Below are 8006 nucleotides of genomic sequence, written 5' to 3'. Positions count from 1 at the left end.
CTGTATGCCAGCCCGTTCAACGAGCGTTGCAGCGTCAATCCTGCGATCGCCAGCGCCGGCCACGAGACCACCGATGCAAGGACGTTCGCGGCCTGGGGCGTGGACTTCCTGAAGTACGACTGGTGCCGGCTCGACGCAGACCATCAGGAGCAGGTCAAGGTCTTCACGGCGATGCGCGACGCGTTGCGGTCCAGCGGCAGGCGCATCGTCTACAGCATCAACCCCAACAGCGGAGGCGATCACACCGCGGGGGAACGTTACGACTGGTCGCAGATCGCCGACATGACCCGCGCCACCGCCGATCTGGTCCCGGTGTGGCGCGACGCGATGCCCTCACTGGGACCCTTCGACTCCTTCGCCGCGGGTTCAGAGCTCGGTGTGCCGGACGAATTCGCGGACGCCGCCGCGGCCGTACCCAGCAGGCCCGGTTACTGGAATGACGCGGACATGCTCGTCGCGGGGCTGGGGTGGAATCAGTACGTCGCGGGCCACTATCCGTCGATCCGCGAGCACCTCACCGTTGGCGACGTCCGCCAGGACCAGCTCGAGGACCTTCATGCGATGGCGTCGATGTCGGACCTGCAGTTGACCCACCTCCTCGACACGCAACCGAACCTCACCGACACCGAGCAACGCACGCACCTCTCGTTGTGGGCGATGCTGGCAGCGCCCCTGATCGCGGGCAACGACATCGGGGCCATGTCGGCGACGACCCGCGACATCCTCACCAACCGCGACGTCATCGCCGTCGACCAGGACGCGCTGGTGCGACCCGCCCGGCCACTGCCCGCCGACCCGCGGGTGCTGGTGCGGCCGCTCGACGATGGCGCCGTCGCCGTCGCCTTCTTCAACCGCACGGACACGCCTGCCACCATGGGCACCGACGCCGCAGCGATCGGGGTCGCTCCGGCGTCCTGCTACACCGTGCGAGATCTATGGAAGCACGACGAAACCACCACGACCGGCGACATCACCAGTGGCACGGTGGCGCCGCACGCGGTCACGCTGTTGCGGATCACTCCGAGGTGTCGGTAGAGGCGACTTCGTCGGCCTTCAGTGGGCGCACCAGCGCCCAGACGATGAAGCCGGCCGCAACGGCGAGCAGGATCAGCCCCACCCACCAGTTGGCCTCCGTGCCGATGTAGAGGTCGGAGCGGTTGCCGGCCGCCGCGGGGTCGTGGTGATCGCGCAGGACCGCGGGCACGAACCCGGCAATGGTCAGGACGACTCCGTAGATGGCGAGCAGCGCGCCGATGATGTTGCGGATGTCGAACAGATGCGACAACACTCTATTCGTATGGGGGACAGCCATTTTCGGGCTCCGATCTAGTGCAAGACCTGGTTAGTGGAAGACGATGTTGAAACCGATGGCGAGGATCAGCATCACGGCGCCGAGCGGAACCGCCCGTTGGAACCACGGCCGCCCGGCTTCATCGGCGTCGGCGAAGATGTTGACGTCGGTCTCCGAATAGACGAACCCGACCAGCTCCTCGCGCGGCTTCGGCGCGGTCACCGCGCTGACCGCCACGCTGACCACGATGTCGACGATGAAGGCCGCCGCGGCCGCCAGGAACGGCATGCCCTGCCCGGGCAGGTCGATGACGCCGACCTTGGACAGGATGAAGACGAAGATCGCCGAGAGCGTCCCCGCCACCAGGCCGACCCAACCGGCGGTCGGAGTCATCCGCTTCCAGAACATGCCGAGGATGAACGTGGCGAACAGGGGCGCGTTGAAGAACCCGAACAGCGTCTGCAGGTAGTCCATGATGTTCGAGTAGCCCGAGGCGATGAGGGCCGTGAAGATCGCGAGCACCGTCGCGGCGACCGTCGCGTACCGACCGACCCCGATGTAGTAGTCGTCCGAGCGGTCCTTGACGATGTACTGCTGCCAAATGTCGTAACTGAAGACACTGTTGAATGCCGAGATGTTCGCCGCCATGCCCGCCATGAACGACGCGATCAGGCCGGCGATGGCGACCCCGAGCAGACCGTTGGGCAGGATGTCGCGGATCATCAGCAACATGGCGTCGTTGTACGTCACGTCGCCCGAGCCGGCGGACTTCAGATGGATCATGTCGCCGATCGCGGCGGCGGCGATCATGCCCGGCACCACGACCACGAACGGGATCAGCAGTTTCGGGAACGACGCGATGATCGGTGCGCGGCGCGCCGCCGACATCGAATTCGAGGCCATGGCGCGCTGCACCTCGACGAAGTTCGTCGTCCAATACCCAAAGGACAGAACGAATCCCAGCCCGAAGACGATGCCGATCACCGACCACACCGGGCTGCTGAAACCGCTGAGTGCCTGGCCGGGCCACGTCGTCAACTGTTCGTGCACCGTCGCGGTCACCTTGCCGCCGGAACCGGTGGTGTCGACGATCTTGTCCTGCAGCCCGCTCCAGCCACCGACCTTGATGAGGCCGAAGGCGGTCAGCGGCACCAGCGCCGCGAGGATGACGAAGAACTGAAGCACCTCGTTGTAGATGGCCGCCGACAGGCCGCCTGCCGCGGTGTAGGTGAGCACGATCGCGGCGGCGACGAGAAGTGACACCCAGGTGGCCCAGCCGAGCAGCACGTTGATCACGGTTGCGAGCAGGAACAGGTTGACGCCCGCGATCAGGACCTGCGCCACGGCGAAGCTGATGGCGTTCACCAGATGGGCGCCGGTGCCGAAGCGTCGTCGCATGAACTCGGGGACGCTGCGGACCTTGGATCCGTAGTAGAACGGCATCATCACGATGCCCAGGAAGATCATCGCCGGGACAGCGCCGATCCAGTAGTAGTGCATGGTCGCCAGGCCGATCTGTGCACCGTTGGCGGACATGCCCATGATCTCGACGGCGCCGAGATTCGCCGACACGAACGCGATGCCCGTGACCCAGGCGGGCAGTCGCCGGCCGGACAGGAAGAAGTCCAGGCTCGACGAGATCTGACTTCGAGCCAGGTAGCCGATACCGAGCACGAAGACGAAGTACACCGCGATCAGTACGTAGTCGACGGCGCCGACGTTGAGCCGCAAGACGTTGTCTGCCATGAGGGTGGTCATCGCTGGCCGTCAACTCCTTCGTTGAGTGATCTGGACCACTGTCCTAACATGTTCTAACAGAATCGCGCAGCAGACAACAAGTCTTTGGGGCGGAAACTCTCAAGATCGTCATACGTTGTTTGTTAATGTTCGAATCGGCCGGGCGAAGGGAGTGTCACCGGAGATGCTTGCCGCCGAACGACATAGCGCGATCCTGCGCGCGCTGAACTCGGGCGGCGCCGTGCGCGTTGCCGATCTGGCCAGCGAACTCGCCGTGTCGGAGATGACGGTGCGCCGCGATCTCGACACCCTCGATGCCCAGAACCTCCTCCGCAAGGTGCACGGCGGAGCGGTGGCACGTCACAATCGGGGCGAGGAGCCGCGGTCGTCGGTGAAGGCCGGCCAGCAACGGGCCGAGAAGTCCGCCATCGCCACTGCCGCTGCCGCGACGGTCGAGGACGGCATGACCATCGCGATCGGTGCGGGCACCACCACCACCGAGCTTGCCCGTCACCTGCGCTCGCGGTCCTCGATCACCGTCGTCACCAACTCGATCGGGATCTTTCAGGAGCTGACGAACCCTTTGGCGGACGGCGCGGCCGCTCCGCTGGTCTACCTCAGCGGCGGCGTACGCACTCCGTCGGATGCGCTCGTCGGGCCGGTGGCCGACGCCGCAATCGCGTCGTTCCGGGTGGACGCCACGTATCTCGGCGTGCACGGCTTCGACCAGGATGCCGGACTGACCTCGCCCAATATCGCTGAGGCCCAGACGAACCGGACACTGATCGGGATCAGCGGGCACCTGGTGGTGCTTGCCGACCACACCAAGTACGGCGAGGTCGGCGCATGCGTCTTCGCCGCCCTTTCGCAGGTGCAGACGCTGATCGTCGACGACGGTCTGACCGGTTCCGATCGCGAACTCATCGCCGCGCAGGTCCACGACCTGGTGATCGCACCCGTGGGCGGGCGGTGAGCTCGTGACGGCGGAACCGTTGCGATGGACCCTGGCCGACGGTCGCGACATGCTGTTCTTCTCGCTGCCCGACCACACCCCCGCACCGGTCACCGATCGACGACCGTTGCCCGAGCGAGGGGCGCAGCAGTCGGAGTTGCGCTACGACCGCCAGACCGGGCAGTGGGTCGCCATCGCCGCGCTACGCCAGGACCGCACCTACAAGCCGAGCGCCGACCAGTGCCCGCTCTGTCCGAGTTCCTCCGGACTCGACAGCGAGGTCCCCGCGGAGGACTACGACGTCGTCGTCTTCGAGAACCGCTTCCCGAGCCTGTCAGGTGCCGACGGACGCACCTTCCACCTCCCGGACGTCGACGGCACCGCCTTCATCAGCGCACCGGGACACGGCCGCTGCGAGGTCATTTCGTTCTCGAGCAGCCATACCGCCTCGTTCGCGGAGCTCGAAGCGCCCCACGCCCGTCTCGTCGTCGACGCCTGGCGCCACCGGAGTGCCGACCTGATGAACCGGCCCGGCATCGAGCAGGTGTTCTGCTTCGAGAACCGCGGCGAGGAGATCGGCGTGACACTGACGCATCCGCACGGCCAGATCTACGGGTATCCCTACCTGACGCCACGCACTGCACACATGCTCACCGAGGCCCGCGCGCACGCGTCACACAACCGCACCAATCTCTTCGCCGACATCCTCGCGCACGAGGTGGCCGACGGCAGCCGCATCGTCGCGCGGACCGACCTGTTCACCGCGTTCGTGCCGTTCGCCGCTCGCTGGCCGGTGGAAGTCCACCTCTATCCGAACAGGTTCGTGCGCAACCTCGGCGATCTCGACGACGCCGAGCTGGACGGGTTCGCGTCGATCTACCGCGAACTGCTTCGCCGGTTCGACCGGATGTATCCCACACCGCTGCCGTACATCTCGGCGCTTCACCAGTACCGCGACACCGACAGGCAGCGAGAGGGGTACTTCCACGTCGAGCTCATGTCGGTACGGCGTAGCGCCACCAAGCTGAAGTTCCTGGCCGGCTCCGAGTCCGCAATGGACGCGTTCATCAGCGACGTGACACCCGAGGCCGTCGCCGAACGCCTGAGGGAACTCGAGCCATGACCGACGTGATCACCTACGCGGCGCCGGGGCGGATCAACCTCATCGGTGAGCACACCGACTACAACCAGGGCTTCGCGCTTCCCATCGCGCTGCCCGACCGGACGGTCGTCACATTCACCCCCGACCGGGGCGATGAGATCGTGGTGCGCAGCGACCGCGAGGACGGCGAGGTCGCCATCTCGCTGAGCACGGCGCCCGGTGACGTAACCGGTTGGGCCGCCTACGTGGCGGGGGTGATGTGGGCGCTCCGGAGCGCGGGCCATCAGCTCAGCGGTGGCAGGATGTCCGTCTCCAGCGATGTCGAGATGGGGTCGGGACTGTCGTCGTCGGCCGCGCTCGAATGCGCGGTCCTCGGCACGATCGCGGCCGCGACCGGCCTCGTCGCGAACCGGGTCGAGCTCGCCCGGATCGCACAGATCGCCGAGAACGACTACGTCGGTGCCCCGACCGGTCTGATGGATCAGTTGGCTTCGCTGTGCGGTGAGCCACACCAGGCACTGCAGATCGACTTCCTCGACCTCTCCGTCCGGCCGGTGCCGTTCGACCCCGATGCCGCCGGCGTCGAGCTGCTCGTCATCAATTCCCATGCGCCGCACCATCATGCGGGCGGCGAGTACGCGGCGAGGCGCGCGGCCTGCGAGCGCGCAGCCGCCGACCTCGGTGTCTCATCGCTGCGCCACGTCCAGGACCGGGGACTCTCCGCACTGGGCGAGGTAAGGGATCCGCTGGACGCCCGACGCGTCAGGCACATCCTCACCGAGAACCAGAGGGTTTTGGATGTCGTTGCCGCACTGGGTGATTCCGATTTCGAGGCGGCAGGACGGATTTTCACGGCTTCGCACGCATCGATGCGCGACGACTTCGAGATCACCACTGACCACATCGACCTGATTGCCGATGCCGCAGTTCGGGCGGGCGCGTTCGGCGCCCGGATGACCGGCGGTGGCTTCGGCGGCTGCGTGATCGCCCTCGTCGGCGCGGACCGGTCGCTGGCCGTCGCGCGTGCGGTGCACGAGGCGGTGAGCCGGGCCGGCTTCGTCGCGCCGACGATCGCACGTACCGAGGCCGGGGCGGGCGCCTCGCTCTCGAGATGACGGTATCGGTCCAGATGGCCGTTTGAATCTCGCCGCCAGGCAACGGCCATACACTCGCTCCAAAGGGATGAATCGGGCTCAACGAGGAGCGAAGAACCATGACGATGACCGAACCAGGCGTCGAGACCACCATGCCGTTCGACGACGACGTCGCCGCCACGCAGCGATATCTCGACAGTCCGCGCTTCGACGGGATCGTTCGGCTGTACACGGCCCGCCAGGTCGCCGAGCAACGCGGCACCATTCCGACCGAATATCCCGTGGCGCGGGACGCGGCGGCGGCCTTCTACGATCGCCTGCGCGAACTCTTCGCGCAGCAGAAGAGCATCACCACCTTCGGCCCCTACTCTCCCGGCCAGGCAGTCACGATCAAGCGGATGGGCATCGAGGGCATCTACCTCGGAGGTTGGGCGACGTCGGCGAAGGGCTCGCTGAGCGAGGACCCGGGGCCAGATCTCGCCAGCTATCCACTGAGCCAGGTGCCCGACGAGGCCGCAGGCCTGGTGCGCGCGCTGCTGACCGCCGACCGCAACCAGCAGTATCTGCGCCTGCGGATGAGCGACGCCGAGCGCGCCGCGACCCCGGCGACCGACTACCGGCCGTTCATCATCGCCGACGCCGACACCGGCCACGGCGGGGATCCGCACGTCCGCAATCTGATCCGCCGCTTCGTCGAGGTCGGCGTGCCCGGCTACCACATCGAGGATCAACGCCCCGGCACCAAGAAGTGCGGCCATCAGGGCGGCAAGGTCCTGGTGCCGTCCGACGAGCAGATCAAGCGCCTCAACACCGCCCGCTTCCAGCTCGACGTGATGCGGGTGCCAGGCATCATCGTCGCGCGCACGGACGCGGAGGCGGCCAACCTCATCGAGGGCCGCGCCGACGAGCGCGACCAGCCGTTCATCCTCGGCGCCACCAATCTGAAGGTTCCCCCGTACAAGGCCTGTTTCCTGGCGTTGATGCGCAGCTTCCACGACGCTGGTGTCACCGATCTCCGAGGTCATCTCCTCTACGCCCTCCCCGAAGGCGAGTACGCCGCCGCGGATGGGTGGCTGCAGCGCCAGGGCATCGCGACATTGGTCACCGAGGCGGCGGCATCGTGGTCGGCGGGCAAGTCGCAATCGGTCGACGATCTCTTCGACAAGGTCGAGTCCCGGTTCGTCGACGCCTGGCAGGCCGACGCCGGGTTGGAGACCTACGGCGACGCGGTAGCCGAGCTGATCGCGTTCCGCGAGCGCGAGGGCGAGCCGCTCGAGATGAAGGTTGCGGACTGGCGGCAGTTCGCCGCGACCGCATCGCTGTATGCCGCTCGCGAGAAGGCCAGGGAGCTGGGGGTCGACGTCGCGTGGGATTGCGAGCGGGCGAAGACCCCAGAGGGCTACTACCAGGTGCGCGGCGGCATCCCGTATGCGATCGCCAAATCGCTTGCGGCGGCGCCGTTCTGCGACATCCTGTGGATGGAGACCAAGACCGCGGACCTCGACGACGCCAGGCAGTTCGCGCACGCAATCCACAGCGTCTACCCGGACAAGATGCTGGCCTACAACCTGTCCCCATCGTTCAACTGGGACACCACCGGCATGACCGATGACGAGATGCGGGCGTTCCCTGAGGAACTCGGCAAGATGGGCTTCGTCTTCAACTTCATCACCTACGGCGGCCACCAGATCGACGGTGTGGCTTCCGAGGAGTTCGCGACGTCGTTGCGCCAGGAGGGCATGCTCGCGCTGGCTCGGCTGCAACGCAAGATGCGACTGGTCGAATCGCCTTACCGCACACCGCAAACGCTGGTCGGCGGTCCGCGCAGCG

The 8006-nt window shown here is 66.7% G+C and carries 7 protein-coding genes; 5 read left to right on the top strand and 2 right to left on the bottom strand.

Features of this window, described 5'->3' with window-relative positions:
• The coding region (locus tag QOI01_RS12060; RefSeq protein ID WP_526381154.1) for a glycoside hydrolase family 27 protein at positions 1-1035 on the top strand (1035 nt) is incomplete at its 5' end.
• On the opposite strand, the gene QOI01_RS12055 is transcribed toward QOI01_RS12060, so the two are convergent.
• Both QOI01_RS12055 and QOI01_RS12050 read right to left on the bottom strand, forming a co-directional pair.
• Positions 1016-1288, bottom strand: coding sequence for a hypothetical protein (locus tag QOI01_RS12055; protein ID WP_526381158.1), 273 nt, complete (start codon positions 1286-1288; stop codon positions 1016-1018). The two genes, QOI01_RS12060 and QOI01_RS12055, sit on opposite strands and share 20 nt — an antisense overlap.
• Before the next feature lie 54 nt (positions 1289-1342).
• A complete protein-coding gene (locus QOI01_RS12050) occupies positions 1343-3049 on the bottom strand; it encodes a sodium:solute symporter family protein (RefSeq protein WP_526381152.1) in 1707 nt (568 codons plus the stop codon).
• A gap of 163 nt (positions 3050-3212) precedes the next feature.
• On the opposite strand from QOI01_RS12050, the gene QOI01_RS12045 reads away from it, so the two are divergent.
• From QOI01_RS12045 to QOI01_RS12030, 4 genes are all read left to right on the top strand, one after another.
• Positions 3213-4001 carry a DeoR/GlpR family DNA-binding transcription regulator gene (locus tag QOI01_RS12045; protein ID WP_526381150.1) on the top strand — a complete coding sequence of 263 codons (789 nt, stop codon included), beginning with the start codon at positions 3213-3215 and terminating at the stop codon, positions 3999-4001.
• Positions 4002-4050: 49 nt separating this feature from the next.
• Complete coding sequence (gene galT, locus QOI01_RS12040; protein WP_526381156.1) at positions 4051-5103, top strand: galactose-1-phosphate uridylyltransferase; 1053 nt, start codon at positions 4051-4053, stop codon at positions 5101-5103.
• On the top strand, positions 5100-6197 hold the full coding sequence (locus QOI01_RS12035; protein ID WP_526381148.1) for a galactokinase: 1098 nt from the start codon (positions 5100-5102) through the stop codon (positions 6195-6197). The genes galT and QOI01_RS12035 overlap by 4 nt, the downstream gene beginning before the upstream one ends.
• 98 nt (positions 6198-6295) lie before the next feature.
• The coding region (locus QOI01_RS12030; RefSeq protein WP_526381146.1) for an isocitrate lyase/phosphoenolpyruvate mutase family protein at positions 6296-8006 on the top strand (1711 nt) is incomplete at its 3' end.

This window comes from Mycobacterium sp. (genome assembly GCF_032162605.1).
GTDB lineage: Bacteria > Actinomycetota > Actinomycetes > Mycobacteriales > Mycobacteriaceae > Mycobacterium.
The sequence above is the reverse complement of the archived record's forward strand: the minus strand, read 5'-3'. Positions and strand labels throughout refer to the sequence as shown.

What these genes read in the sequence shown, in the direction of transcription:
- galT (WP_526381156.1), top strand. Translation starts at nt 4,051, where the DNA reads ATGCTGTTCTTCTCGCTGCCCGACCACACCCCCGCACCGGTCACCGAT.
- QOI01_RS12035 (WP_526381148.1), top strand. Translation starts at nt 5,100, where the DNA reads ATGACCGACGTGATCACCTACGCGGCGCCGGGGCGGATCAACCTCATC.
- QOI01_RS12045 (WP_526381150.1), top strand. Translation starts at nt 3,213, where the DNA reads ATGCTTGCCGCCGAACGACATAGCGCGATCCTGCGCGCGCTGAACTCG.
- QOI01_RS12050 (WP_526381152.1), bottom strand. Translation starts at nt 3,049, where the DNA reads ATGACCACCCTCATGGCAGACAACGTCTTGCGGCTCAACGTCGGCGCC.